Genomic DNA, 23,499 nt, shown 5'->3' with positions numbered 1-23,499 from the left:
GCGCGGCGCCGCAAGCAGCGCCTCCTACTACGTCGCCGCTATCAGTAGCGGATAACCGACGCGCCCCAAGTGAAGCCGCCGCCGACACCTTCGATCAGCACGTTCTGGCCGCGCTTGATGCGGCCGTCGCGCACCGCGACGTCGAATGCGAGCGGAATGGACGCAGCCGACGTATTGCCGTGCTCGCCCACCGTGACGACCATGCGTTCCTGCGGCAAGCCGAGCTTGCGGCAGGTGCTTTGCATGATGCGGATATTGGCCTGATGCGGAATCAGCCAGTCGATCTGCCCGGCCGTGAGATTGGCTTTCTCGAGCGCCTCGACTGCGACCTTTTCGAGCACGTTGACGGCGAGCTTGAACACCGCCTGCCCGTCCATGTGCAAGAACGCGCTGCCGGCAACCACGCCGCCGTTCACGTTGCCCGGCGTGCAGAGAATGTTCGAGTGGCTGCCGTCCGCGTGCAATGCGCTCGCGAGCACGCCCGGTTCTTCGGACGCCTGCAGGATCACCGCGCCGGCGCCGTCGCCGAACAGCACGCAGGTGGTGCGGTCGTTGAAGTCGAGAATGCGCGAGAAGGTTTCCGCGCCGATCACGAGCGCCGTGCGATGCTGGCCGCTGCGAATGAAACTGTCCGCCGTGGCCACCGCGTACGCGAAGCCCGAACAAACGGCCTGCACGTCGAACGCCGCGCCGTGATTCTTGATACCGAGCTTGTTCTGCAACAGGCACGCCGTGCTCGGAAACACGAAGTCCGGCGTGGACGTTGCGACGATGATCAGATCGATGGATTGCGGATCGATGTCCGCCGCTTCGATCGCGCGCTGCGACGCGATCAATGCGAGATCGCTGGTCGTGACGTCGGGGTCGGCGAAGTGGCGCGCATGGATGCCCGTGCGGGCGACGATCCATTCGTCGCTCGTCTCGACGCCTTGCTTCGCGAGACGCTCCGCCAGATCCTGATTGGTGACGCGGTTAGGCGGCAGATAGCTGCCGGTGCCCAGCACGCGGGAATAAATTGTGGATTGAGCCATTATGCCTTCGAGGATTGCGCAGCGTAGGGCTCGGCAGGCTGGCCGGCGATCGGGCTTGCGTGACCCGCGCCGCTTGCGTCGCGCGCCGCCTGTTCGAGAGAACCCGCGTTCTCTTCCATTGCACGCGCAAGGCGCTCCAGCACGCCGTTTTTGACGGCATCATACCCGCGTTTGATAGCCCACTCAAACCCGTAGGCATCGGCGGAACCGTGGCTTTTGATCACCAGTCCGCGCAGACCGAGCAGCGCGGCGCCATTGTATTGCCGGTGATCGACGCGTTTCTTGAAACGCATCAATACTGGCAACGCGAGCACCGCCATCACCTTGGTGAGCCATGAGCGGCCAAACTCTTCCTTGATGATGTTGGACAGCATCTGCGCGAGACCTTCCGACGTCTTCAACGCGACATTGCCGACAAAACCGTCGCAGACGATCACGTTGACTGTGCCCTTGAAAATGTCGTTGCCTTCGACGTTGCCGTGAAAGTTAAGTGTACTCGCGCGCAGCAGTTCTCCGGCACGTTTGATGGTGTCGTTGCCCTTGATGACTTCTTCGCCGATGTTGAGCAGCCCGATGGTGGGCCGCTCCTTGCCTTCGAGCGCCGACACGAGCGCGTGCCCCATCTCGGCGAACTGCAGCAGATGCTGCGGTTCGCAGTCGACGTTGGCGCCCAGGTCGAGCATCATCGTGTAGCCATTGGGATTGGGCAATGCGGACGCGATGGCCGGGCGTTCGATTCCCGACAGCGTCTTCAGCACGTAACGTGAGACCGCCATCAGCGCGCCGGTGTTGCCGGCGGAAATGCAGGCTTGCGCCTCGCCTTCCTTGACGCGGTTCAACGCCACGCGCATGGACGAATCTTTTTTCTTGCGCAGCGCGACCTCGACCGGATCGTCCATTGCGACGATCTCGGAAGCAGGCACGACGGTCAGCGCCGGCAGGTCCTGAGCCTTCAACTTCTTCAGCTGCGCACGAATCGCACTTTCAATGCCGACGAGCAGCAACTGCGCGTCGGGATGCGAACGAACGAAGTTGACGGCAGCGGGAACGGTCACGGACGGGCCGTGGTCGCCTCCCATGCAATCTATCGTGAGCTTTACTGTCATGGAGTGCGACGAATTTCAGGCACAAAAAAGCGGCAGTTGAATGCCGCCTTTTTGCCGAACCAGGAAAATGTCAAGCGAGCCGATCGCCACGCGAAACGCCATAGGGCGCAACGCAGTGAAACGATTAGTCGTTCTTCGTCTTGACGACTTTCTTGCCGCGATAGTAGCCGTTCGGGCTAACGTGGTGACGCAGATGCACTTCGCCCGTGCCCGGTTCCACGGCCAGCGGCGCTGCCGTCAGGAAATCGTGCGAACGGTGCATACCGCGCTTCGACGGCGACTTCTTGTTTTGTTGAACTGCCATGACTAACTCCTAAAAATTTTCCGAATTCTAACACAGCACGATCCGGAGTCCGCCATTGGCCGAATGGCCAATGCGCCCGCATCACGCTCCCATGCAACTGTTCAGTGCTTCTTGTCGCCCGGCTCACCGCGCTTGAGACTTTCGAGCGCCGCGAACGGATTGGGCCGCTCGGGCTCATCGCCCTCATCGGCTTCGTCCAGCGCGGCTTCGTCGCCCTCGCCTTCGGCACCGGCCACACCAGAGACCAGACTCTCGTGCACCTCGGGACAGACCTCGTGTTTTGGCACGAGCGGCAAGGAAAGCAGCAACTCTTCTTCGATCAAGTCGACGAGATCGAACTGGCGCGAGCCCACGATCACTTCGACTTCATCCTCGTCGAGCGGAAACTCTTCGGCTTCCGCCTCAGTGTTGACGATCCGGTAAGTTGCATCGACGTTGAACGCCTGCGAATACGGCGTCATGCACCGCTGGCATTCGAGCCACGCGGCGCCGTGAATCGCCATCCTTAAATAAGGCTGGGGACCCTCGGTGCCGTCGTCCTGCAATTCCGGCTGCGTCGCCCCTTCGGCTTGCCAGGTGAACGCGGTATCGCGGTCTGGCGCTTCTGCCGGGACTTCGTTTAACATGCGCGGCAGTTGCGAGACGCGCACGACACCCGCGGCCTGGCGCCCACTTCGCGCAAATTCGAACAGATCGAGTTCATGCGGGTCGGGCAGACCAGCAGGGTTGCCAGGATGTTGAGTCATGTGCGCTCCTGCGTCGGCAAGGATTTCGCCGAGGGTAAACCGGTTTGCGAGACAGCCTGCGAAGCCCACGGCGCCGTGCTCAACTCGCTGCTCGCATGGAGCTTTGTTGAACACACCGGGACCCGCCTAGCGCAAGCATACCGATGAAAAGCCCGAAATCATATCCGTTTTGTCTTTTCGAGTCAAACACTTAAGCCCGTACGCGCGCGAACTCCGCGCAGCCCCGTACGCCCCGCCTCCCTAGCCGTTGGTTGCCCATGCCAGATTCCCCCAATCGCCCGCCACGCCTGATTCTTGCGTCGAGTTCGCCGTATCGTCGCGAGCTGCTCGAACGCCTGCGCGTGCCGTTCGACGTCGTCGTGCCGGCGATCGATGAAACGCCGCTCGCTGGCGAAACCCCTGAAGTCACCGCATTGCGGCTCGCCGAAGCCAAGGCGCGCGCGGTAGCCTGCGGCCTCGGCACCGCCGACCCCGACGCCGCGCTCGTGATCGGCTCCGACCAGGTCGCCACCTATGACGGCCTGCAGATCGGCAAACCGGGCTCGCACGACAAGGCGCTTGCCCAGTTGCAAGCGATGCGCGGTCGCGAAGTGCTGTTTCATAGTGCGCTCTGCCTGTTCGACAGCGCCTCGGGCACGGCGCAAACCGTCGACGTGATTACCCGCGTGCAATTCCGCGACCTGCCGGATGCCGCGCTCGATGCGTACCTGCGTGCCGAAACGCCTTATGACGTTGCCGGCAGCGCCAAATCCGAAGGACTCGGCATCGCCTTGCTCGAAGCCATCCATTCCGACGATCCCACTGCGCTCGTCGGCCTGCCACTGATCGCACTGTCGCGCATGTTGCTGGCAGCTGGTTATCCACTTCTGGGGGCGCAATGAGCGGCACGCTTTATCTGATTCCGAACACGCTCGGCGAAGGCGACGCGGACGCGCTCGACGCCGTGCTGCCCGCGCCCGTGCGTGCCCGCGCCGCGGCGCTCCACTATTACATCGGCGAAAACGCGAAAACCACGCGTGCGTTCCTGAAGAAAGTCGGCACCGAGCGGCCGATCCAGGAAATCGAGATTCGCGAACTGAACGTCAACACGCCAGCCGGCGAAATCGACAAACTGCTCGCGCCGCTGCTCGCCGGCACGGACGCCGGCCTCGTCTCCGAAGCCGGCTGCCCGGCGGTCGCGGACCCGGGCGCGCTGCTGGTGCGCCGGGCGCACGAGCGCGGCGTGAAAGTCGTGCCGTTCGTCGGACCGAGTTCGATTCTGCTCGCGTTGATGGCGTCGGGGCTCAACGGCCAGAGCTTCGCGTTTCATGGCTATCTGCCGGTCGACGCTACAGAGCGCGCCAGGCGCCTGCAAGATCTGGAGCAACAGTCGCGCAAGGGCAAGCAGACGCAGATTTTCATCGAGACGCCTTACCGGAACCGCCAGTTGCTCGACACATTGCTGGCGACGTGCACGTCCTCCACGCTCGTCTGCGTCGCGGTCGACCTGACCTTGGAGACGGAAACGATCGCCAGCCGCACGGTGGCTGACTGGAAGAAGAAGCCGGCCCTGGAACTGCACAAGCGGCCGGCCATCTTCCTGATTCTGGCGGTTTAACGTGGCGTTAGCCGCACTTCAACGTCCACATCGGAGCCAATGAAGAAGCCCTGCGCGTTCATTGACGACCGCGCGAGGCTTTTTTACACGTTTCACCCAAAGCCGGTTAGCGCAGATTCAGCTTTCCGCCCAGCGCCATCGCATGCACGGCACTGCTGCCGACCGCCGCGCCGAATTTGCGCGCGACACGGTCCGTAATGCTCTCTTTCACCGTGTAGTCGACGATATCCGGCGCCTTGAAAAGCTCGCGCGCCACATAATCGGCGTCGCCGAAACCGTCGGCCAGACCCAGTTCGACGCTCTTCTGCCCCGTCCAGAACAGGCCCGAAAACATGTCGGGCGTCTCATGCAGACGTTTGCCACGCCCCTTCTTCACTGCGTCGATGAACTGTGCGTGAATCTGATCGAGCATGTCTTGCGCATGTTCGTCCATCTTCGGCGTTTCCGGCGAGAACGGATCGAAAAAGCCCTTGTTCTCACCCGACGTGTGCAGGCGGCGCTGAATCCCCAGCTTGTCCATCAGGCCGGTGAAACCGAAGCTGTCCATCAGCACGCCGATCGATCCGACGATGCTCGCCTTGTCCACGTAGATCTTGTCGGCCGCCGCAGCCGCGTAGTAGCCGCCCGACGCGCACATGTCGCCGACGACGACATACAGCGGAATCGACGGGTACTTGGCGCGCAAGCGATGGATCTCGTTGTAGATGATGCCCGCCTGCACCGGACTGCCGCCCGGACTGTTGCAGCGCAGGATCACGCCGGCCGTGCCCGAGTCGTCGAACGCGCTTTGCAGAGCCGCGTTGACATCTTCGGCGTTCGCATTCGTATCGGCGGAGATTTCGCCGTCAAGTGTGATCATCGCCGTATGACGGCCGGTGACTGCAACCCGATCGCCGGAGAAACTGATCGCGCCCCACACGAGCAGCAGCAGAACGATCAGAAAGAGAAAACGAAAGAAAATCTTCCACCGGCGCGCGGCGCGCTGTTCGGTGATCGCCGCGAGCGCGATGCGCTCGAGCGCCGCCCGCTCCCAGCCGGGCTCGTCGGCAGGTGTGCGGGAGCGGCCAGTCGGAGACAGGTCCTGCGGCTCGGGAGTCAAATTGTCGGACATGCGGGATCTGGAAAGAAGGGAGAAAAATCAGGGCGTGGCGGGACGCAGTCCGCCGTCGGGCAGCCAGAACACGGCGCGGCCTTCAGGGGTGTCCCGCTCCTCGACCTGAACGGGTCGCAATCTGCCGCCGCGGCACGGACCACCGACGCATTTGCCCGTATCCGGCACGTAAATCGCGCCATGTGTCGCGCACATCAAGTATAAACCGGACGATTCGAAGAACTGTCCCTCCGCCCAGTCGAGCTCCATCGGCACGTGCGCGCAGCGGTTCAGATAGCCGTAGGGGCGGCCGTCGTAGCGCACGAAGAACACCACAACGTCGTCGCCGCCCAGCCGCGCGGCGCGCCTTACGCCCGCGCCGCCGTCAACCAGTTCCTGCGCCGCGCAAATGCGGACGGCCTCCTGCACCGCCGCTTCGGCCGGGTCGGCATTCATGCGTTCTCCCGCAGCCAGCCGGACAACGCGCTCACGCTCGACGCGACGAATTTCGGCGACAACGCGCTCAGCGAGCCGGCCGGATGTGCCCCATAAGTCACGCCGATGCCCGCGACGCCCGCGTTGATCGCCATTTGCAGATCGTGCGTCGTATCGCCGACCATGACCGTGCGCACCGGATCCTGCCCCAGTTCGCGCGTCAGCTCATGCAGCATGGCCGGATGCGGCTTCGAGAACGTCTCGTCGGCGCAGCGGGTGCCGTCGAACAGGCTGGTCAGGCGCGACTGGTCGAGCGCACGGTTCAATCCGACGCGACTCTTGCCGGTCGCCACGGCCAGCAGATAGCCCTGATCGCGCAACTCCTGCAGCATTTCGCGCACGCCGGCGAACAACTCGGTGGTCTGATCCTTCACCAGATAATGGAAGCGATAACGCTCGGCCAAACGCGGATATTCGGACGGATCGAGCGTCGGCGCGGCGATTTGCAGCGCTTCGCGCAAGCCGAGGCCGATCACGTAGCTCGCGGCTTCGTCGGCGGGAACCGGCAGGCCGAGATCGCGGCAGGCCGCCTGGATGCTGCGCGTGATGTGCGCGGTCGAATCCATCAGCGTGCCGTCCCAATCGAAGACGATCAGATCAAATTGCTCTCTAGCCATGCCGTGTCGTCTCCGGGTTTGACCCATTTCGTAATTCGTTGAGCTGCGCGATGAAGCTGCGGCACTCGGCCGGCAGCGGCGCCTCGAATTGCAGCGGCGCGCCCGTGGCCGGATGGACGAGCTTCAGCCGGTACGCGTGCAGGAACATGCGCTTGAGGCCCGGCTTTGCGTTGGCGCGCGCCAGTGCCTTGTTCAGCGCGAAGTCGCCGTACTTGGCGTCGCCGACGATCGGCAGTTCCAGATGCTGCAGATGAACGCGGATCTGATGCGTGCGGCCGGTCTTGAGCTCCGCCTCGAGCAGCGCATACTCCGGCCAGCGGTCGATCAGATTAAACACCGTGTGCGACGCGAGCCCGTCCGCCTGCACCCGCACACGGCGCTCACCGTCCGCGGTCAGATACTTGTGCAGCGGCTCCCTGACCGCGCGGCGGCGGCCCCAGTCGCTCGCCCAGTCACCGTGGACGCAAGCATAGTAGCGCTTATCCATTTTGTTCTCGCGGATCTGCTCGTGCAGATTGACGAGCGCGGCGCGCTTCTTCGCGAGCATCAGGATGCCGGAGGTCTCGCGATCCAGCCGATGCACCAGTTCAAGGAATTTCGCCTGCGGTCGCGCCTCGCGCATCTGCTCGATCACGCCGAACGCGACGCCGCTACCGCCATGGACCGCGACGCCGGCGGGCTTGTCGATGACGAGCAAATGGTCGTCTTCGAAAATGATGTTGAAGTGAGCGGCCGGCACCGGCGCTTGCGCGGCGGCCTCGTTCGGCTGCGCGACGCGGATGGGCGGCACGCGCACCAGATCGCCCAGCTCGAGCCGGTACTGCGCGTCTATCCGGCCCTTATTGACGCGCACTTCCCCGCTACGCAGGATGCGATAAATATGGCTCTTGGGCACGCCTTTACAGACGCGCAGGAGGAAGTTGTCGATGCGCTGTCCGGCCGCGCTGTCGTCGATCTCGATCAACGAGACCTGGTCGCTTGCGACCGATTTCTGGGATATTTTGCCTAACTCTTTCATTCTGAATATAATTTGCCCAGCAGTCTGCGGCGGCCGGCGCAGTGTCCGGAATTCGGGCGGATTGCGCAGGTGCAAGCGATAAACCGTTATTTTACTTGCGCCGGGGTCTGGTTGCTCACCCTCAAATGAGATGCAACAAGTTGCACGCACGAAGTCAGCACCCGGCAGGGACGGCGCCCACAGGCGCGTTCGGTCAAGGTCGGCTTCGACGGTAACGGAATTTTGGTAAAAAAGAATTTAACTTTCAGCTTCGGTATCGGGCGGTTGGACGCCCTGCTGTACGAAGCTGCAGGTTGCGAAAATACGGCGTGCGCCCGAGGCGTCTTGTAGAAAGTACAAGACATGGCGACGTCAAAATGAGGCGAGACACCCCCAGTAGGAAAAGACGCGCCGCCTGCGCGAACTTCCCACTGCGGCATGACCGCAGCCTTCGACCCTCCGGTCACGCGCCCAGTTGGCGCACCGGCGCGAGTGGACAAAAGGCTTATGAAGGTCTGCCGGCAGAACCCGCGGCGTGTCGGGTCGTTATTTGAAGCCGTGTTCGCATGTGCCCTGCGGCACCGCGCCCATTTTTCAATGTGGCCGGGCCCTCTCAGGCAATTCTCCCGCCATTTTTCCCGCTCCAGCGTGCTTGTGAAAACACAATAAGGCGCGGCATGCCGCTGCCCTCATGGCTCTCGCGACTGACAACCGCGCAGCCCGAGGCAGGCTCAGCCGCTCTGGAGTCGTTCAATGAAACGAATGTTGTTCAACGCGACGCAGCAGGAAGAACTGCGCGTTGCCATCGTCGATGGGCAAAAACTCATCGATATCGACATCGAAACCGCCGGCCGCGAACAGCGCAAAGGCAATATTTACAAGGGCATCATTACTCGCATCGAGCCGTCGCTTGAAGCGTGTTTCGTCAACTATGGCGAAGACCGCCACGGCTTCCTGCCGTTCAAGGAAGTCGCCCGCCAGTACTTCCGTGACGGCGTCGACATGCGCTCCGCGCGCATCCAGGACGCGCTGAAGGAAGGTCAGGAACTGATCGTTCAGGTCGAGAAGGAAGAGCGCGGCAACAAGGGCGCGGCCCTCACCACGTTCATCTCGCTCGCCGGCCGGTATCTGGTTCTGATGCCGAACAACCCGCGCGGCGGCGGTGTGTCGCGCCGGATCGAAGGCGACGACCGTCAGGAACTGCGCGAAACCATGGCGCAACTGCAATTGCCGGAAGGCATGAGCATCATCGCGCGCACGGCCGGCATTGGCCGCAGCGCCGAAGAGCTGCAGTGGGACCTGAACTACCTGATGCAGTTGTGGCGCGCAATCGAAGCCGCGTCGCAAAGCGGTTCGAGCGGCCAGCCGATGCTGATCTATCTCGAATCGAGCCTCGTGATCCGCGCGATTCGCGACTATTTCCAGCCGGATATCGGCGAAATCCTGATCGACACCACCGAAATCCATGACCAGGCCCGTGCCTTCATGGACATCGTGATGCCGGACAACGTCAGCAAGGTGAAGCGCTACCACGACGACGTGCCGCTCTTCTCGCGCTTCCAGATCGAACACCAGATCGAAACGGCGTACTCGCGCACGGTGCCGCTGCCCTCGGGCGGCGCGATCGTGATCGACCACACCGAAGCGCTGGTCGCCATCGACGTGAACTCGGCGCGCGCCACCAAGGGCGCCGACATTGAGGAAACGGCTGCACGCACCAACCTCGAAGCCGCCGACGAAGTCGCCCGCCAGTTGCGCCTGCGCGACCTGGGCGGCCTGATCGTGATCGACTTCATCGACATGGAATCGGCCAAGAGCCAGCGTGAAGTCGAGCAGCGCCTGAAAGACGCGCTCAAGCATGACCGCGCGCGCGTCCAGATGGGCAAGATCTCGCGTTTCGGCTTGATGGAACTGTCGCGTCAGCGTCTGCGTCCGGCGCTGTCGGAAGGCAGCCACGTGACCTGCCCGCGCTGTAACGGCACGGGTCACATCCGCGATACCGAATCGTCCGCGCTGCAAGTGCTGCGGATCATTCAGGAAGAAGCGATGAAGGAAAACACCGCGGCGATCCATTGCCAGGTGCCGGTCGAAGTGACCGCCTTCCTGTTGAACGAAAAACGCGCTGAAATCAACAAGATCGAGTCGCGCTTCAAGGTCAACGTCGTCCTGATTCCGAACAAGCACCTCGACACGCCGCATTACAAGCTCGAGCGCCTGCGTCACGACGATGCGCGCCTCGACGATCCGCGCGCTTCGTGGAAGATGGCCGAAGAAGCGGCCCGCGAACTGGAATCGGAAACCGGCTACAGCAAGCGTGCCGAAGAGGTGAAGCCGAAGCAGGAAGCAGCGGTCAAGGGCATCACGCCTGAAAAGCCGGCGCCGAGCGCACCGGTTCGTCCGGCCGCCGCCCCGGCTCCGGTGGCGGTGGCCTCGGCGAGCGGCGGTTTCATCGGCTGGCTGAAGAATCTGTTCGGCATGCAGCCGGCCGCACCGGCGCCTGTCGCGCCGGCTACGACCGAGAAGCAGGCGCGTCCGCAACGCGGCGAGCGCACGGAGCGCGGTGAGCGCACCGGCGAACGCGGCGGCGAGCGCAACCGCAATCGCCGTAACGGCACCGGCGGCCGCGATGCGGCAGGCCGGGCGGAAGGCACGGCCGGTGGTCGTCAGGCTCAGGGCCAGCAGTCGTCGCAGCGTCGCGAGGAACGCGAGCCGCGTGAAGGCCGTGAGGCACGTGAAGCTCGCGAGCCGCGCGAAGCCCGCGAACCGCGTGGCAATCGTGAAGCGCGTGGTGACGTACGTGAGCCGCGCGAGGCCCGCGAAGGCCGTGAACCGCGCGAAGGCCGCGAAAACCGTGATCGCGACAATCGCGGCGCGGATCGCGCGGAAGCGGTCGAAGGCGCACCGCGTGCAGAGCGTGGCGAACGTCAGGAACGCGGCGAGCGCCGTGAACGTGGCGAACGTGCTGAGCGCGGCGAACGCCGCAAATCGCAAACGGAGACCACCGATGCGCTGACCACACAACCCGACGCGCAAGCGGCGGACGAACTGGCGCGCAACCAGGTCACCGTGGGCGAAAACGGCACACCGGTCGATCAGGAAGCGGTGGCGCGTGAAGGTGAAGAGCGTCGTCGTCGCCGTCGCGGCCGTCGCGGTGGCCGTCGTGAGCGTGAAGAGGACGTGAACGGCAACCTCGCAGCGGACGTCGCGGAAGCCGAAGGCGACAATCTCAACGTGAACGACGAAGCGCCGGTGCGCACGGCCCATCAGCCGGTCGAGCACAAGGCCGAAGTCAGCGAAGCGCAGGACGTGACGCCCGTAGAGGTGGTGGTCCCCGCCGTGGCAACCGAAACCGCCGTCGTAACCGAGCTGCATGCTACGACCGAAACGCCGGCTCTGGCCGTCGAGAAGGCTGCGAAGACTGAAACGATCGTCCCGGTCGAGCAGGCGCTGGCCGCACCGGCAGTAGTAGAGCCGGCTGCGGAAGCACTGGTGGCGCAAGCCGCCGCGCCGGTCGAGGCGGAGCAAGCCGCGCCGGCCGCCAGCGAGACGGTTTCGCTGGGCGAACCGGTGGCCCGTGCCGAAGCGCCGGCTCAAGCACCTGTCGAAACGCCGGCAGTTGCGCCTGCGGTCGAAGCGCAAGCCGCAACGACTCCGGTCGAAACCCCGGCCCCGGCCGTGGCCGTAGCAGTCGAAGCACCGGCGGTTGTGCCGGCGCCGCAAGCCGAGATCGTCGAAGCGCAGCCGGCAGTGACGCCGGCGGCAGAACCGGCCGCGATCGAAGTCGCGCCCGCCGCCGCTGCCCCGCAGGCACCGCGTAGCGGCGCGGTGTCGGCGGAAACCCTCAAGCCGGTGCTGGAACAAGCCGGTCTCGTCTGGGTGAACACCGACGCCGACAAGCTGCGTGCCGCGCAGGAAGCCGCTGCGCAGACGGTCAAGCCGGCTCGCGTGGTGCGTGAGCGCAAACCGTTGCCGGCGCTGGACAGCGCGCCGATGCAACAAGTGGAAACGGGCAAGCATCCGCAGTAAGCCGCCCCGCCTCACCCGAAAAGCCCGCCCTCACCGGCGGGCTTTTTGTTTTTATGGGACGAGGCGCCGGGTCGCGCGCAGCTCGACAGGCGGCCCCCCGTATACCCCGACGCGGGCCGCCAACCGGCTGTCGCCGGAAGCATTTCCTATAGAATTCAATCTCCAGCTGCCCTCTCAAGCACCCGACAAGCCCTCATGTCCCGACGCATCATCCCAGTTGCCGATCTCAGCGCGGCGCCGGTCATCGCCGGCCCCGTGCAGACGCCCCGCGGCGTGCTGCACGACGCGTTGTCGCGCCCGCTACGCGATCTGCGCATCTCGGTGACGGATCGCTGCAACTTCCGCTGCGTGTACTGCATGCCGCGCGCGGTGTTCGACAAGGACTACGCGTTCCTGCCGCACAGCGCGTTGCTGAGTTTCGAGGAAATCGAACGACTGGCGCGACTCTTCGTCGCACATGGTGTCGAAAAGATTCGCTTGACGGGCGGCGAGCCGCTGCTGCGCAAGAACCTCGAATTTTTGATCGAACGGCTCGCGCAACTGACCACACCGGCGGGTCGCCCGCTCGATCTGACGCTGACCACCAACGGCTCGCTGCTCGCGCGCAAGGCGCAAAGTCTGAAGGACGCCGGCCTGACCCGCGTGACGGTCAGTCTGGACGCGCTCGACGACACGCTGTTTCGCCGTATGAACGACGCTGACTTCGCGGTCGCCGATGTGCTGGACGGCATCGAGGCGGCCCACGCGGTCGGGCTCGCGCCGCTCAAGGTCAACATGGTCGTCAAACGCGGCACCAACGACGGCGAAATCGTGCCGATGGCGCGCCATTTCAAAGGCTCGGGCACGGTGCTGCGCTTCATCGAATACATGGACGTCGGCACGTCGAACGGCTGGAACATGACGGAAGTACTGCCGTCGGCCGACGTCGTAACCCGCATCGCCGAACAGTTTCCGCTCGTCCCGCTCGACGCGCACAGCGCCGCCGAGACCGCGCAACGCTGGGGTTACGTCGACGGCAGCGGCGAAATCGGCGTGATTTCGAGCGTCACGCGGGCGTTTTGCGCAAGCTGCACGCGCGCGCGCCTGTCGACCGAAGGCAAGCTGTACCTTTGCCTGTTCGCTTCGAACGGCCACGATCTGCGCGCGTTGCTGCGCAGTGGCGCGAGCGACGCCGACATTGCCACCGCCGTCGCCGAAATCTGGCAAGGCCGCAGCGATCGCTATTCGCAATTGCGCGGCAGCCAGCCCGCCGATTCAGGCGAACCGGCGAGCCGCCGCGTCGAAATGTCGTACATCGGCGGCTGAGCGGCCGGCACATGGCCCCCTTGCTACCAACGCAACCCTCGCGTGAACAGATCACCGGCCTGCTGCTCGCGGGCGGGCGCGGCATGCGCATGGGCGGTGTCGACAAGGGACTGCAAACGCTGCATGGCGAGCCGCTCGCCGCTCATGTGCTGAGGCGCCTTGTTCCGCAGACCGGCGCGCTGCTGATCAGCGCCAACCGCCATCCCGACACCTACGCCGCACTGGGCGAGCCCTTCGGTGCGACGGTGGTCGCCGATACGCTGCCCGGCTTTCCCGGGCCGCTGGCGGGTTTGCTGGCCGGCCTGCACGCCGCCGGCACCGGGTATTTGCTGAGCGCGCCCTGCGACTCGCCGTGGCTGCCCGCGGACCTCGCCGCCCGCCTCGCACAGGCGCTGCACACCCAGCAAGCCGACATCGCCACCGTCACGACCGTCGACGCCCGCGGCGCGGCGTCCTTGCACCCCGTGTTCGCGCTGCTGCGCACGTCGCTCGCGGACGATCTGGCCGCGTTTCTCGATGCCGGCGAGCGCAAAGTCCGCGCGTGGTACGCACGCCACAGGACGGTGGAAGTCACCTTTACCGACGATCGCGCGTTTTACAATGCCAACTCGTTACAAGAACTCGCCGACCTCGAACGCGATCGAGGCCCCGGTTGACACCCGCCCCGGCCGCGCGGCAACTGCCGCGCCCGTCTCCGGTCGCGACGCCCAGCTCTTCATGACCACGCTTAACGAATTTTCCCGCTGCGTCGCGCAGTACGATCCTCACGCGCTACCCGTGCCGGCCGCTCAGGCGATTGTTCGCCAGTGGGCCGCGCCGGTGACGGCCGTTGAACGCGTTGCGTTGCGCGATGCGCTCGACCGCGTGCTCGCCGCCGATATCGTGTCGCCGATCGACGTCCCGTCGCACGACAATTCCGCAATGGACGGCTATGCGTTCCCGCGCGCGGCGCTGGCCGCCGCTCAGTCCGGCGGGTCGGGCGTCGAGCTGACGGTCGCCGGCAAGGCACTGGCCGGGCATCCGTTTGCGGGCCGCGTCGCCCCGAACCAGTGCGTGCGCGTGATGACCGGTGCCTGCATACCGGAAGGCTGCGACACGGTCGTGCCCCAGGAGCTGGTCGAACCCGGCACCGACGCGTCGTCGGTCCGCTTTGCCGCCGACGCCGTCGCTCCAGGCGCCAACCGCCGCCTCGCCGGTGAGGACCTGGCGCGCGGCCATGCCGCGCTGCGGGCCGGCCGCATCCTGCGGGCGTCAGACCTCGGCTTGCTGGCGTCGCTCGGCATCGGCGAAGTCAGCGTGCGGCGGCGCCTGCGCGTCGCGTTCTTTTCGACCGGCGACGAATTGCGTTCGCTCGGCGAGCCGCTCGATGCGGGCTCCGTATACGACAGCAACCGCTACACGCTGTTTGCGATGCTGCGGCGCCTGAACGTCGATGCGCTCGATCTCGGCGTGGTGCGCGACGAACCCGCCGTACTCGAAGCCGCATTGCGCAGCGCCGCGGCGAGCGCCGACGTGGTGTTGACCTCGGGCGGCGTGTCGGTCGGGGAAGCCGATTTCACGAAACAGCTGTTGCGGACCTTTGGCGACGTCGCCTTCTGGAGTCTCGCGATGCGCCCGGGCCGGCCGCTCGCCTTTGGCCGCATCTGGTCCGGCGAGCGTCCGGGCGTCGGACTGCCCGCGCTATTCTTCGGTTTGCCCGGCAATCCGGTCGCCGTGATGGTGGCGTTCTACCAGATCGTGCGCGAGGTGCTGCTGCTGATGTCGGGTGCGACGCCTCAGCCGCTGCCGACAATTCACGCCGCGAGCCGCCAGGCGATTCGCAAGCGCGCCGGCCGTACCGAATTCCAGCGCGGTATCGCCGAACAGGACGCGCACGGACAATGGCACGTCACGCCGACCGGCTCGCAAAGCTCGGGCGTGCTGAGTTCGATGAGTGAAGCCAACTGCTTTATCGTGCTCGGACACGACGAAGGCACGATCGACGAAGGCGAGCGCGTCGCGATCATGCTGTTCGACGGTCTCATCTGACGCCTGCGAATCCGGCGCTTCCACTCGCGATCATTTGCCGCTTTACCCATTACCACTAAGACACACGGGTTTGACTTACATGAAAAAACAGATCTCGTTCATTGCACCTGGACAGACGGCCAAAGCACTCATCCTCGTGTATTTGACGTTCTCGGTGCCGATCGTGCTGCTCGGCGTGCTGGTCGCGTTCTTCCGCTACGGTTCGGTGGAATTGAGCACGGTGTTCAGCGCGCTGTTGCTGAACGCGATCCTCGGTTTCGTGCTGCTGTGGATCGCATGCCACGCGTACAACTGGGTGGCGTCGCGCTTCGGCGGTATTGAGATTCACCTGACCGACGCCCCCGAAGAGGCGTAATGCCTGCGACGATCCGGACCGCCGCGCCGGCGGACACGGGCGCCATCTTTGCGCTGACGTACGAACTGGCGGAATTCGAAAATCTCACGCACGTGTTCGTCGCGACCGAAGAGGGTCTGCTCGACGCGCTGTTCGGCGCACGGCCGTCGATCGAAGCGCTGGTCGCCGAGGATGCGGGCCGCATCGTCGGTTGTGCGCTGTTCTTCCACAATTATTCGAGTTTCGCGGGCAAGCGCGGCCTCTATCTCGAAGACATCTACGTGCAGCCTTCGCAACGCGGCAGCGGGCTCGGCACCGCATTGCTGCGACGTCTTGCGGCCCTCGCGGTGGAGCGGCAATGCGCGCGGTTCGAGTGGACGGTGCTGGACTGGAACAAGCCGGCTATCGATTTCTATCAGAAGCTCGGAGCGACTGTGCTGCCGGATTGGCGCGTAGTGCGGGTGACCGGAGAGGCGCTTGGGCAGTTGGCTGCAAGCGCGGACGCAGACGTGGATTGAACGCGGACGGTTAACGCTTCATCCTCCCGCGTAACCGACGCGTCAACCCGCCGCCCTATTACTCGTCGCCTTCCACACCCGACAACGCATCGCCAAGCAAACCTCTCGCGTCGTCGCCGGGCAACGCTTCGACGTCGCGCAGCTTGCGGCCCATCATGCGCGTGCGCGTTTCCGCAGCTTCAATCGAGCGCGTGACGGTTTCCAGTTGAGCCTTGGTTTTCGCCAGCACGTCGCCGAATTTGCCGAACTCCGTTTTCACCGCGCCGAGCACCTGCCACACCTCACTCGAACGCCTCTCGATAGCGAGCGTCCGGAAGCCCATCTGCAAACTGTTGAGCAGCGCCGTCAGCGTGGTCGGTCCCGCGATCGTCACACGATAGTCGCGTTGCAGCAGGTCCGTGAGTCCGGGCCGGCGCAGCACTTCCGCATACAGCCCTTCGGTCGGCAGGAACAGCAGCGCGAAGTCCGTGGTGTGCGGCGGTGCCACGTACTTCTCGGCGATCGTGCGCGCCTCCGCGCGAATCCTCGCTTCGAGCGCGCGTGACGCCTCTTCCACTGCGACCGGATCGGCGCGCTCCTGCGCTTCGATCAAACGCTCGTAGTCTTCGCGCGGAAACTTCGCGTCGATCGGCAACCAGACCGGCGTGGCCGCGCTGCCCTGCTCCGCGCGCCCCGGCAATTTGATCGCGAACTCGACGCGCTCCGTGCTCTTCGGCACCGTCGCGATGTTCTTCGCGTATTGATCGGCAGTGAGCAGTTGTTCGAGCAACGCTTCCAGCTGCACTTCGCCCCACGTGCCGCGCGTCTTCACGTTGGTGAGCACCTTCTTCAGATCGCCGACACCCGCCGCCAGCGTCTGCATCTCGCCCAATCCGCGATGCACCTGCTCGAGCCGGTCGGACACCAGCTTGAACGATTCGCCCAAACGCTGCTCGAGCGTGGCGTGCAATTTTTCGTCGACGGTGCGGCGCATTTCTTCGAGCTTGGCCGAGTTGTTCGCCTCGATATCCTTCAGCCGCTGCTCGATGGTCGCGCGCACTTCGGCAAAGCGCCGATCGTTCGCCTCGGTGAGCTGTCCCAGTTGCAGGCTCAGCGTGTCGCCGAACTGCTTGAGCGAACGGCCCTGCTCGTCGCGCGCCTGCTGGGCCTGTGCCTGCAGACTGTGGCGGACCGCGTCGAGCTGCTGCGCGAAAGCGTCGATCTTGCCGCCCTGCACCGTGGTCATGCTGCTGAACTGCGCGGCCAGCGTCTGTTGAAAATGCGCGAAGCCGCTGCTCTGCTCGGTGCGCGACACCCGCGCAGTCTCGGTGATGTCGTTACGCAGTTGCCGCTCGAGGCGCTCGTACGCATGCGCCTGCGTGTCGGTCGCGATGTCGAGGCGTTCGTTGAGCAGTTCGAACTGCTCGGTGTCGTCCGCGCGGCCATGAACGCGCATCAGCAGCGCCAACGCAATGACCAGGACGACCGCCAGCACCGCGACGGCCGCCACCAGAATCATCATCATGAACGCGCCTCGCCGATCACGTCCGGATTGATCGGGTTCGGCGGCCGGCCTGCACGTGGCCCTTCCCCCAGGCCTGCGATCAGATTGTCGGCGGCGAGGTTCGCCATTGCGCGGCGCGTGACCTCGGTCGCGCTCGCGATGTGCGGCGTGAGGACGACGTTCGGCACGTTCAACAGCTCCGGGTTGAGATGCGGCTCACCTTCGAACACGTCCAGACCGGCCGCCGCGATCTGCTTCGAACGCAGCGCGTCGACCAGCGCCGCGTCGTCGACGATGCCGCCGCGCGCGATGTTGGTGAGCGTCGCGGGCGGCTTCATCAGCGCGAGTTCGGCCGCGCCGATCGTGTGATGACTTTCCTTCGTGTACGGCAGCACGAGCACGACATGATCGGCGCGTCGCAAGAGATCCTCCTTCGACACGTACGTGGCATTCAGCTCAGCTTCGATCTCCGGCGCCACGCGCGAGCGGTTGTGATAAATCACCTGCATGTTGAAACCCTGCGCGCGGCGCGCAAGCGCCTGGCCGATCCGGCCCATGCCGATCACGCCGAGCGTCGAGCCGTACAGGTCGCTGCCGAGAAAGCCGTCATAGCTCCACTTCTGCCATTTGCCCGCGCGCAGCCAGTGCTCCGATTCCGCGATGCGGCGCGCCGCTGCCATCATCAGCGCCCAGCCGAAATCGGCGGTCGATTCGTTCAGCACGTCCGGCGTATTGGTGCCGAGCACCTTCGCGGCGTTAAACGCGGCCATGTCGAAGTTGTTGTAGCCCACCGCCATGTTCGAGACCACGCGAAGACGCGGCGCAGCCGCCAGAACACCGGCGTCGATCGGCTCGCCGGCGGTCAATGCGCCGTCCTTATCTGCAAGACGGCGCTTCAGTTCGTCGGCGGGCAGCACGTCACCCTGGTTCCAGTCGACGTCGAAGTACTGTTTGAGGCGTTCGATCACATCGGGAAAGATCGAACGGGCGACGAGGATCTTCTGCATTGCAATTCTCCGTATGGCGCGTCGAGCGCGAGTGCCTCGGCGGCGCGATCAGCGTCAGAAAAACAGCCACCCGGTGACGGCGAAAAGCGGCAACAGCACCGCACCGGACCAGCCCAGATAAGCGAAAAAACTCGGCATGCGAACGCCGCGCGATTGCGCGATCGCTTTCACCATGAAGTTCGGCGCATTGCCGATATACGTGTTCGCGCCCATGAACACCGCGCCGGCCGAAATCGCCGCGAGCGTGGTCGCGCCGGTCGTCATCAGCGTTTGCGCATCGCCACCGGCCAGGTTGAAGAACACGAGATAGGTCGGCGCGTTGTCGAGAAACGAAGATAGCAGCCCGGTCGCCCAGAAGTACATGATGTCGCGCGGCTGGCCCGCGGGGTCGTTGACCAGATGAACGAGGCCCGCGAACGCACCCGCTTCGCCCGCGCGCAGCATCGTGATGACCGGCGCGATCGTCACGAAGATGCCGGCGAACAGCTTGGCCACTTCCTCGATCGGCGCCCAGTTGAAATCGTTGCCGACGCGCGCCGCGCGCGGCGTGAACGCAAGCGACAGCAACGTGACGCCGAGCAGCGCGACGTCGCGCACCGCATTCTGCAACGCCACCTGCGTGCCGAATACGTCGAACGCGATCTGCGGCCGCCACAGCCCGCTCATCAGCACGAGCGCGATCACCGCGGCGAGAAACACGAAATTGATCTTGCCGTCGATGCCGCGCGGCGCAGCGTCGGGCGTCGGATCGGGCAAAGACGAACGCTCTTCACGTCGATGGAAATAGTACGAGTCGAGCGCGTAGAAGCCGCCCAGCAGCACGCCGGTCACGAACAGCATCGGCAACAGGAGATGCTGGGTGGTCCAGAAAAAACTGACACCTTCGAGGAAACCAAGAAAAAGCGGCGGGTCGCCCAACGGCGACAGCGAGCCGCCGACGTTCGCGACAAGGAAGATGAAGAACACCACCACGTGGACGACGTGCTGGCGATTGTCGTTGGCGCGCAGCAATGGACGGATCAGCAGCATGGCCGCGCCGGTCGTGCCCATCACACTCGCGAGCACAGTGCCGAGCGCGAGGATCGCCGTGTTCAGACGCGGCGTGCCATGCAGATTGCCGCGCACGCAGAGGCCGCCCGCGACGGTGTAGAGCGCGGTCAGCAGAACAATGAATGGCAGGTACTCGTCGAGAATCGCGTGCATCAGTTTCGCGAACGCCACGTCCACACCGAACGTGAGCGCGAACGGCACGAGGAACACGAACGACCACGCGGCCGCGATCTTGCCGAAGTGGTGATGCCAGAACGCCGGCGCGATCAGCGGCAACACCGCGATCGACAACAACACGCCCGCAAAAGGCAGGCCCCACAACGCCGACAAGGTCGCGCCGTCGAGCGTCGCGGCCGACGCGGGTTGAGACCACGCGGCTAGCGTCAGCGCAGCGGCGAGCAACATGCTCACGCCTACGGCATGCCCTTTCATATCGTTGAAATCCTTGTGATGGCGGGCGCCTGCGTACGCGCGTTGCGACGCGGCCGCGCTGGCCGTTCAGGCATCCTGGACGACGATCACATGCACCCGGTAAGGGCCATGCGCGCCCAGCACGATGGTCTGCTCGATGTCGCCGGTGCGCGACGGACCCGAAACGAAATTGACCGCGCGGGGCAATTCGCCGCGCTCCTTGCGGATCAGGCCGAACGCCTCTTCATGACCCGACACGATGCGCGATGACGGCACGATCGCGATATGCGTTTCCGGCAACAAGCCGGCCGACGCATAGGTTTCCGGGCCCGACAGCAAAACCAGCGTGCCGGTCTCGGCAGTCGCGCAGAAGCAGCCGGTGAGACCGACCACGTCACCGTCTCGCGGCTTGCGGAATTCGACGGCGAGGCCGGCGTCAGCCCAACGCAGATCTTGCAGCGTTTGCCAGGCAATCGCCTGCAGCGGCAACGCATGCTGGGTGAGGTAGCGATACGCGGCGGCCGGCACGTCCGCCAGCGTTTGAACGGTGTCGACCGTAGTCGACAGCTTCTGCGCTTCTTCGATGAAGCGCGCGCTGAGGTCGGCCGGCATCTCCGGACGCGGGCCGGCTGGATGGCGCGTCAGATAGTCCGCGGCGGCCTCGCGCTCGGCGGCGGACGGCTCGGGCTCACGCCCTTGCGCGGCGCGGATGCGCGCCAGGATGTTGCGGCGGGCAATCGATGTGTCCATATGCGAAGTCCTCGTGTCGACAGCCGTGCGAAGTGACGAGGATTATACCGGCCGCCCTTCGCGCGAACACCCTGGCCGAACGGCATATTGCCCCGCGCCGGAAGCGCGTTCAAACTGATCCCCACGCGAACCGATGTAGCACACGAGCGACGTTTGAGCCGCGTTACTTCGCGGCTTCTTCCTCGGGCTGCGCGATGCCGAACACCTGGCGCAGATACGCGAGATAGGCCTTATCGTCGCACATGTTCTTGCCCGGCGAGTCCGACAGCTTCGCCACCGGCTGGCCATTGCAGCGAACCATCTTGATGACGATCTGCAGCGGGTTGTAGCCGAGGTCGTTGGTCAGATTGGTGCCGACGCCGAACGCCAGCTTGCAGCGGCCGCGGAAGCGTTCGTACAGTTGCAGCACTTTCGGAATGTCGAGCGCGTCGGAGAACACGAGGATCTTCGTGCGCGGATCGCAGCGATTCGCCTCGTAGTGTTTGAGCAGGCGCTCGCCCCAGTCGAACGGATCGCCGGAATCGTGGCGCGCGCCGTCGAACAGCTTGCAGAAGTACATGTCGAAGTCGCGCAGGAACGCCTGCATGCCGTAGACGTCGGACAGCGCGATACCGAGGTCGCCGCGATACTCCTTCGCCCACATTTCGAAGCCGAAGGTTTGCGAGTCGCGCAGGCGCGGGCCGAGCGCCTGGCATGCCTGCAGGTATTCGTGCGCCATCGTGCCGAGCGGCGTGAGGCTGTGCTTCATCGCATAAAAGACGTTGCTGGTGCCGGCGAACTGCTCGCCGAGACCGTCTTTCAGCGTGAGGATCACTTCCTCGTGCCATTGCTTCGAGAAGCGGCGGCGCGTGCCATAGTCGGCGATCTTGCAGTCGGCGAATTCCGGACGCGCGCCGAGCAACTGGATCTTCTCGACGAGGCGGCCGCGCCCTTCGCTGTAGTCGGGCTTTTGCTGGGTGTTGCGGAAATAGACCTCGTTGACGATCGCGAGCATCGGAATCTCGAACAGGATCGTGTGCAGCCACGGCCCTTTGATCTCGATGTCGATTTCGCCATTGCCCTTCGGCGACGGCTCGATCGAAATGTATTTCTCGCTCAGATGAAACAGCGCGAGAAACTCGATGAAGTCGCCCTTGATGAAACGCATGCGCCGCAGGTAGTCGAGCTCGTCGTCGGTGAAGCGCAGCTCACAGAGCTTGCGCACTTCGTCGCGAATCTCGCTGATATACGGCACGAGGTCGACATTCGGCGTGCGGCAGCGGAAACGGTACTCCACGTTCGCGGCGGGAAAATGATGCAATACCACCTGCATCATCGTGAACTTGTACAGATCGGTATCGAGCAGCGAAGTAATAATCATGATGGTGCGAACTGGACCGCGGGAAAAACGAAAGGCCGGACTCAAGCCATGCGCGTAGGACGCGCCCGTGCGCGTCGACTTGACGCATGTTACCCGAATGCGCCCGGATTCAGCGCGCCGGCGGACGCTCGCGCCGAATGCCGCAAAAAGAAGCCACCCCGACGCACGCCATAAACTAATCACGAAAACATATAAAAGGCGCGGCCCGATGCTGCATGTGCCTCTTGACGTTACGTTACAATATCGCTTTTGGCGTTTTCGCCTTCCCTGATTCCGCATGCAGGAGCTGCCTGAATGACTCACGTTGTGACCGAAAGCTGCATCAAGTGCCGCTATACCGACTGTGTCGATGTGTGCCCGGTGGACTGCTTTCGCGAAGGTCCCAACTTCCTCGCGATCGACCCCGATGAATGCATCGACTGCGCCGTGTGCGTTGCCGAGTGTCCGGTGAACGCCATTTATGCCGAAGAAGATGTGCCGGGCGACCAGCAAAACTTCATCGAGCTGAATGCCGATCTCGCGAAGAACTGGCCGAGCATCACCAAGACCAAGGCACCGCTGCCGGAAGCCGACGAGTTCAAGGATGTGAAGGAAAAGCTCGCGCTGCTCGCGCGCTGAATTTCACAGCCTGTCACGCGCCCGCCCGAGCCGAAATTAAATCAAGATGAGCGCGGGGTATTGACAGGCACTAAAGCTGCCTCTAAAATTTCGCTTCTCTGCTGTTGTTGTTCTGTTCCTCGATAGCTCAGTCGGTAGAGCGCCGGACTGTTAATCCGTAGGTCCCTGGTTCGAGCCCAGGTCGAGGAGCCAAGAATTGCAAAAGCCCGTTAACCAAGACGGGTTTTTTTATGTAGATCAAGTTGTACTGCTGTTCCTCGATAGCTCAGTCGGTAGAGCGCCGGACTGTTAATCCGTAGGTCCCTGGTTCGAGCCCAGGTCGAGGAGCCAAAATTCTGAAAGGCCTGCATCCGTGCGGGCCTTTTTTCTTTTGTGCATCGCACTTGGCACGTTGCTCAACTCGATTGCAGCATGGCGAGATTGGGTTCGTTGGCTGATCGCCCGTCGCCTGTCGCACTTCTCGTTGCCCGCTCCGTGCAGGCGGTTGCCGGATATAGCGCGGCTGCTAATGCAGATCCGCCGGCTCATCGGCGCCGGCCCTCTTCCGGACATGCCGTTATACGATGGCGATGTTCCGGCGCGCGTTTCGCGCCCCACCGCATGCTCACATTCGATCTCGGCAATCC

General features: G+C 64.1%; 22 protein-coding genes and 2 tRNA genes. 11 read left to right on the top strand and 13 right to left on the bottom strand.

Going from position 1 to position 23,499, the window contains the following annotated elements; genetic code table 11:
• Positions 1–41 precede the first annotated feature (41 nt).
• The 4 genes from BGI01S_RS03030 to BGI01S_RS03015 all read right to left on the bottom strand — a co-directional run bounded on the left by BGI01S_RS03030 (position 42) and on the right by BGI01S_RS03015 (position 3,187).
• On the bottom strand, positions 42–1,031 hold the full coding sequence (locus BGI01S_RS03030; RefSeq protein ID WP_042322062.1) for a beta-ketoacyl-ACP synthase III: 990 nt from the start codon (positions 1,029–1,031) through the stop codon (positions 42–44).
• Complete coding sequence (gene plsX, locus BGI01S_RS03025; protein WP_042322059.1) at positions 1,031–2,137, bottom strand: phosphate acyltransferase PlsX; 1,107 nt, start codon at positions 2,135–2,137, stop codon at positions 1,031–1,033. The genes BGI01S_RS03030 and plsX overlap by 1 nt, the downstream gene beginning before the upstream one ends.
• Positions 2,138–2,261: 124 nt before the next feature.
• A complete protein-coding gene (gene rpmF, locus BGI01S_RS03020) occupies positions 2,262–2,441 on the bottom strand; it encodes a 50S ribosomal protein L32 (RefSeq protein WP_042322057.1) in 180 nt (59 codons plus the stop codon).
• Between the two features lie 101 nt (positions 2,442–2,542).
• Positions 2,543–3,187 carry a DUF177 domain-containing protein gene (locus tag BGI01S_RS03015; protein WP_042322054.1) on the bottom strand — a complete coding sequence of 215 codons (645 nt, stop codon included), beginning with the start codon at positions 3,185–3,187 and terminating at the stop codon, positions 2,543–2,545.
• Between the two features lie 257 nt (positions 3,188–3,444).
• Between BGI01S_RS03015 and BGI01S_RS03010 the strand changes: the two genes are divergently transcribed.
• Together BGI01S_RS03010 and BGI01S_RS03005 are read left to right on the top strand one after the other, a co-directional pair.
• Positions 3,445–4,068: a Maf-like protein gene (locus BGI01S_RS03010; protein WP_042322051.1), complete on the top strand. Its 624-nt coding sequence runs from the start codon at positions 3,445–3,447 to the stop codon at positions 4,066–4,068.
• Positions 4,065–4,784 (top strand): SAM-dependent methyltransferase, encoded by a 720-nt coding sequence (locus BGI01S_RS03005; protein WP_042322048.1) that lies wholly within the window; start codon positions 4,065–4,067, stop codon positions 4,782–4,784. The genes BGI01S_RS03010 and BGI01S_RS03005 overlap by 4 nt, the downstream gene beginning before the upstream one ends.
• A 106-nt stretch (positions 4,785–4,890) precedes the next feature.
• Here the strand turns inward: BGI01S_RS03005 and BGI01S_RS03000 are convergent, their stop codons facing one another.
• Genes BGI01S_RS03000 through BGI01S_RS02985 form a run of 4 tightly spaced genes read right to left on the bottom strand, consistent with a single transcriptional unit; the run spans position 4,891 to position 8,004 of the window.
• Entirely contained in the window at positions 4,891–5,895 is a 1,005-nt protein-coding gene (locus tag BGI01S_RS03000) for a S49 family peptidase (protein WP_042322046.1), read from the bottom strand.
• A gap of 27 nt (positions 5,896–5,922) precedes the next feature.
• On the bottom strand, positions 5,923–6,330 hold the full coding sequence (locus BGI01S_RS02995) for a Rieske (2Fe-2S) protein (RefSeq protein WP_042322044.1): 408 nt from the start codon (positions 6,328–6,330) through the stop codon (positions 5,923–5,925).
• On the bottom strand, positions 6,327–6,986 hold the full coding sequence (locus BGI01S_RS02990; RefSeq protein WP_042322042.1) for an HAD-IIIA family hydrolase: 660 nt from the start codon (positions 6,984–6,986) through the stop codon (positions 6,327–6,329). Before BGI01S_RS02990 ends, BGI01S_RS02995 begins: the two co-directional genes overlap by 4 nt.
• A complete protein-coding gene (locus tag BGI01S_RS02985) occupies positions 6,979–8,004 on the bottom strand; it encodes an RluA family pseudouridine synthase (RefSeq protein WP_042322041.1) in 1,026 nt (341 codons plus the stop codon). The genes BGI01S_RS02990 and BGI01S_RS02985 overlap by 8 nt, the downstream gene beginning before the upstream one ends.
• Before the next feature lie 732 nt (positions 8,005–8,736).
• Here BGI01S_RS02985 and BGI01S_RS02980 point away from each other — a divergent pair.
• The 6 genes from BGI01S_RS02980 to BGI01S_RS02955 all read left to right on the top strand — a co-directional run bounded on the left by BGI01S_RS02980 (position 8,737) and on the right by BGI01S_RS02955 (position 16,194).
• Positions 8,737–12,009 (top strand): Rne/Rng family ribonuclease, encoded by a 3,273-nt coding sequence (locus BGI01S_RS02980; protein WP_042322040.1) that lies wholly within the window; start codon positions 8,737–8,739, stop codon positions 12,007–12,009.
• Positions 12,010–12,204: 195 nt separating this feature from the next.
• Complete coding sequence (moaA, locus tag BGI01S_RS02975) at positions 12,205–13,314, top strand: GTP 3',8-cyclase MoaA (RefSeq protein ID WP_042322037.1); 1,110 nt, start codon at positions 12,205–12,207, stop codon at positions 13,312–13,314.
• A gap of 11 nt (positions 13,315–13,325) precedes the next feature.
• Positions 13,326–13,970 (top strand): molybdenum cofactor guanylyltransferase MobA, encoded by a 645-nt coding sequence (gene mobA / locus BGI01S_RS02970; RefSeq protein ID WP_042322034.1) that lies wholly within the window; start codon positions 13,326–13,328, stop codon positions 13,968–13,970.
• 61 nt (positions 13,971–14,031) lie between these two features.
• Positions 14,032–15,342 carry a molybdopterin molybdotransferase MoeA gene (gene moeA / locus BGI01S_RS02965; RefSeq protein WP_042322032.1) on the top strand — a complete coding sequence of 437 codons (1,311 nt, stop codon included), beginning with the start codon at positions 14,032–14,034 and terminating at the stop codon, positions 15,340–15,342.
• Positions 15,343–15,421: 79 nt separating this feature from the next.
• On the top strand, positions 15,422–15,697 hold the full coding sequence (locus tag BGI01S_RS02960; protein WP_042322028.1) for a hypothetical protein: 276 nt from the start codon (positions 15,422–15,424) through the stop codon (positions 15,695–15,697).
• On the top strand, positions 15,697–16,194 hold the full coding sequence (locus tag BGI01S_RS02955; protein ID WP_042322025.1) for a GNAT family N-acetyltransferase: 498 nt from the start codon (positions 15,697–15,699) through the stop codon (positions 16,192–16,194). The genes BGI01S_RS02960 and BGI01S_RS02955 overlap by 1 nt, the downstream gene beginning before the upstream one ends.
• Before the next feature lie 58 nt (positions 16,195–16,252).
• Here BGI01S_RS02955 and BGI01S_RS02950 read toward each other — a convergent pair whose 3' ends face one another.
• The 5 genes from BGI01S_RS02950 to pncB form a co-directional block, all read right to left on the bottom strand.
• Positions 16,253–17,698 carry a DNA recombination protein RmuC gene (locus BGI01S_RS02950; protein WP_042322024.1) on the bottom strand — a complete coding sequence of 482 codons (1,446 nt, stop codon included), beginning with the start codon at positions 17,696–17,698 and terminating at the stop codon, positions 16,253–16,255.
• Positions 17,695–18,684 carry a 2-hydroxyacid dehydrogenase gene (locus BGI01S_RS02945; protein WP_042322021.1) on the bottom strand — a complete coding sequence of 330 codons (990 nt, stop codon included), beginning with the start codon at positions 18,682–18,684 and terminating at the stop codon, positions 17,695–17,697. Before BGI01S_RS02945 ends, BGI01S_RS02950 begins: the two co-directional genes overlap by 4 nt.
• Before the next feature lie 54 nt (positions 18,685–18,738).
• A complete protein-coding gene (locus BGI01S_RS02940; protein WP_042322019.1) occupies positions 18,739–20,166 on the bottom strand; it encodes a sodium:proton antiporter in 1,428 nt (475 codons plus the stop codon).
• Positions 20,167–20,232: 66 nt separating this feature from the next.
• Positions 20,233–20,895 (bottom strand): LutC/YkgG family protein, encoded by a 663-nt coding sequence (locus BGI01S_RS02935; RefSeq protein ID WP_042322018.1) that lies wholly within the window; start codon positions 20,893–20,895, stop codon positions 20,233–20,235.
• A gap of 163 nt (positions 20,896–21,058) precedes the next feature.
• Complete coding sequence (gene pncB / locus BGI01S_RS02930) at positions 21,059–22,255, bottom strand: nicotinate phosphoribosyltransferase (RefSeq protein WP_042322015.1); 1,197 nt, start codon at positions 22,253–22,255, stop codon at positions 21,059–21,061.
• 294 nt (positions 22,256–22,549) lie between these two features.
• Between pncB and fdxA the strand changes: the two genes are divergently transcribed.
• The 3 genes from fdxA to BGI01S_RS02915 all read left to right on the top strand — a co-directional run bounded on the left by fdxA (position 22,550) and on the right by BGI01S_RS02915 (position 23,203).
• Positions 22,550–22,873, top strand: a complete 324-nt coding sequence (fdxA, locus tag BGI01S_RS02925; protein ID WP_020069367.1) for a ferredoxin FdxA — start codon at positions 22,550–22,552, stop codon at positions 22,871–22,873.
• 116 nt (positions 22,874–22,989) lie between these two features.
• Positions 22,990–23,065: transfer RNA gene (locus BGI01S_RS02920), tRNA-Asn, on the top strand.
• A 62-nt stretch (positions 23,066–23,127) separates the two neighbouring features.
• Positions 23,128–23,203, top strand: a tRNA-Asn gene (locus BGI01S_RS02915).
• The last annotated feature ends 296 nt before the right edge of the window (positions 23,204–23,499 follow it).

The sequence above is a fragment of the Paraburkholderia ginsengisoli NBRC 100965 genome (assembly GCF_000739735.1).
In the GTDB taxonomy this organism is placed as follows: Bacteria; Pseudomonadota; Gammaproteobacteria; order Burkholderiales; family Burkholderiaceae; genus Paraburkholderia; species Paraburkholderia ginsengisoli.
This window is presented reverse-complemented; position numbering and strand designations above follow the sequence as displayed.

Bases quoted from the DNA above. Each gene is read 5' to 3' on its own strand.
- BGI01S_RS03030 (WP_042322062.1), bottom strand. From the start codon at position 1,031: ATGGCTCAATCCACAATTTATTCCCGCGTGCTGGGCACCGGCAGCTAT.
- plsX (WP_042322059.1), bottom strand. From the start codon at position 2,137: ATGACAGTAAAGCTCACGATAGATTGCATGGGAGGCGACCACGGCCCG.
- rpmF (WP_042322057.1), bottom strand. From the start codon at position 2,441: ATGGCAGTTCAACAAAACAAGAAGTCGCCGTCGAAGCGCGGTATGCAC.
- BGI01S_RS03015 (WP_042322054.1), bottom strand. From the start codon at position 3,187: ATGACTCAACATCCTGGCAACCCTGCTGGTCTGCCCGACCCGCATGAA.
- BGI01S_RS03010 (WP_042322051.1), top strand. From the start codon at position 3,445: ATGCCAGATTCCCCCAATCGCCCGCCACGCCTGATTCTTGCGTCGAGT.
- BGI01S_RS03005 (WP_042322048.1), top strand. From the start codon at position 4,065: ATGAGCGGCACGCTTTATCTGATTCCGAACACGCTCGGCGAAGGCGAC.
- BGI01S_RS03000 (WP_042322046.1), bottom strand. From the start codon at position 5,895: ATGTCCGACAATTTGACTCCCGAGCCGCAGGACCTGTCTCCGACTGGC.
- BGI01S_RS02995 (WP_042322044.1), bottom strand. From the start codon at position 6,330: ATGAATGCCGACCCGGCCGAAGCGGCGGTGCAGGAGGCCGTCCGCATT.
- BGI01S_RS02990 (WP_042322042.1), bottom strand. From the start codon at position 6,986: ATGGCTAGAGAGCAATTTGATCTGATCGTCTTCGATTGGGACGGCACG.
- BGI01S_RS02985 (WP_042322041.1), bottom strand. From the start codon at position 8,004: ATGAAAGAGTTAGGCAAAATATCCCAGAAATCGGTCGCAAGCGACCAG.
- BGI01S_RS02980 (WP_042322040.1), top strand. From the start codon at position 8,737: ATGAAACGAATGTTGTTCAACGCGACGCAGCAGGAAGAACTGCGCGTT.
- moaA (WP_042322037.1), top strand. From the start codon at position 12,205: ATGTCCCGACGCATCATCCCAGTTGCCGATCTCAGCGCGGCGCCGGTC.
- mobA (WP_042322034.1), top strand. From the start codon at position 13,326: ATGGCCCCCTTGCTACCAACGCAACCCTCGCGTGAACAGATCACCGGC.
- moeA (WP_042322032.1), top strand. From the start codon at position 14,032: ATGACCACGCTTAACGAATTTTCCCGCTGCGTCGCGCAGTACGATCCT.
- BGI01S_RS02960 (WP_042322028.1), top strand. From the start codon at position 15,422: ATGAAAAAACAGATCTCGTTCATTGCACCTGGACAGACGGCCAAAGCA.
- BGI01S_RS02955 (WP_042322025.1), top strand. From the start codon at position 15,697: ATGCCTGCGACGATCCGGACCGCCGCGCCGGCGGACACGGGCGCCATC.
- BGI01S_RS02950 (WP_042322024.1), bottom strand. From the start codon at position 17,698: ATGATGATGATTCTGGTGGCGGCCGTCGCGGTGCTGGCGGTCGTCCTG.
- BGI01S_RS02945 (WP_042322021.1), bottom strand. From the start codon at position 18,684: ATGCAGAAGATCCTCGTCGCCCGTTCGATCTTTCCCGATGTGATCGAA.
- BGI01S_RS02940 (WP_042322019.1), bottom strand. From the start codon at position 20,166: ATGAAAGGGCATGCCGTAGGCGTGAGCATGTTGCTCGCCGCTGCGCTG.
- BGI01S_RS02935 (WP_042322018.1), bottom strand. From the start codon at position 20,895: ATGGACACATCGATTGCCCGCCGCAACATCCTGGCGCGCATCCGCGCC.
- pncB (WP_042322015.1), bottom strand. From the start codon at position 22,255: ATGATTATTACTTCGCTGCTCGATACCGATCTGTACAAGTTCACGATG.
- fdxA (WP_020069367.1), top strand. From the start codon at position 22,550: ATGACTCACGTTGTGACCGAAAGCTGCATCAAGTGCCGCTATACCGAC.